The sequence below is a fragment of the Mesorhizobium sp. M4B.F.Ca.ET.089.01.1.1 genome (genome assembly GCF_004022605.1).
In the GTDB taxonomy this organism is placed as follows: Bacteria; Pseudomonadota; Alphaproteobacteria; order Rhizobiales; family Rhizobiaceae; genus Mesorhizobium; species Mesorhizobium abyssinicae.
The window spans coordinates 1-986 of sequence record NZ_RZOS01000934.1; the positions used below are offsets into that span (position 1 = coordinate 1).

The following is a 986-nucleotide window of genomic DNA, read 5'->3' on the forward strand; positions in this document are numbered from 1 at the left end:
CAGGAGAGGGAGCGTGAGGCCATGTGTCTGGCCGCCGCGATACTTCTTCCCGGGCTGCTCCACCCCTGCTACCGGGCACACGTATGGTGCCAGGTATGCAAGGAGCATCCGCAAGGCAGGTGCCGAGACGGCAGCCAAGGCGTTCTTCGACAGGTTAATGCCGGCCGGCCATTTTGCGCGCGGTACATTGCTGAGGGCGTCAATCCAGGTTTTTCGCTGCCGGTCGCGATCAGATGCCGCCATTGCTTGAAATTCTGAAGTTCGGGGAACGTCTACCCATTTGCCAGCCAGCACGTCCGGCTGAGACGGCAGGAAGAGCCTGATAACATCGGTTCCCCGCACGCAAAGAGCCGCCAATGCCAGCGCCGCCGATGGTTGGAAATCGACGGCGGGCGGGACAGAGGCAGGAGGCTGCCCGTCGATCTTGATGACTTGGATGTTTCCGCTGGAAGACAACGGCCCGACATAGGCATACGAGTCTCCGCTCGCCAGGGTTGCCGCGATCGCGTCGTCGAGTCCAGACGGGAAGTTGCCCGACGCAGTGCCGGTAAGATCCCATCGCGAAGTTCCAAAGGCCAGCGTTCCGATATTCATCTGGTTCCTCCCTGTGGGGGGCCACCCCCGAGTCTTCCTGTTCGCCTTCGTTCACTTGTCAGCTTCAAACGGTCGCCGCCGAACTCCATGAGTCGGTCGCTACGGTTTCGGGTGCTTGTCGGACCGGAATTGGAAGACAAAGTAAGGCGGGATGCAGAGACCCCGGCGATCATGTCTGTCGAGCCAATCCCTGTCGGGAAAACGCTGGCCGTAATAGTCAGCTGCGGAATAGGGCTTTCCTACGATGTATTTGAAGTATGGCTTCTTGGTTAGAGCATTCGAGCGAGCATCGAAATACGCTTCGAAATCTTCGGGACTGCTGGCGACGGGACTGACGCAGATGTAGTCGTCCCGGCATGGATCCGCCGCGTCGCACGCACGCATCCCAGCGA

General features: G+C 59.9%; 2 protein-coding genes. Both read right to left on the bottom strand.

The genetic code is table 11. The features are described from left to right. A partial coding sequence (locus tag EN780_RS35145) for a hypothetical protein (protein WP_133372904.1) occupies nucleotides 1–594 on the bottom strand: 594 nt, incomplete at its 3' end. 99 nt (nucleotides 595–693) lie between these two features. Further along, on the bottom strand, nucleotides 694–986 hold a 293-nt coding region (locus EN780_RS39910; RefSeq protein WP_210215090.1), incomplete at its 5' end, for a hypothetical protein.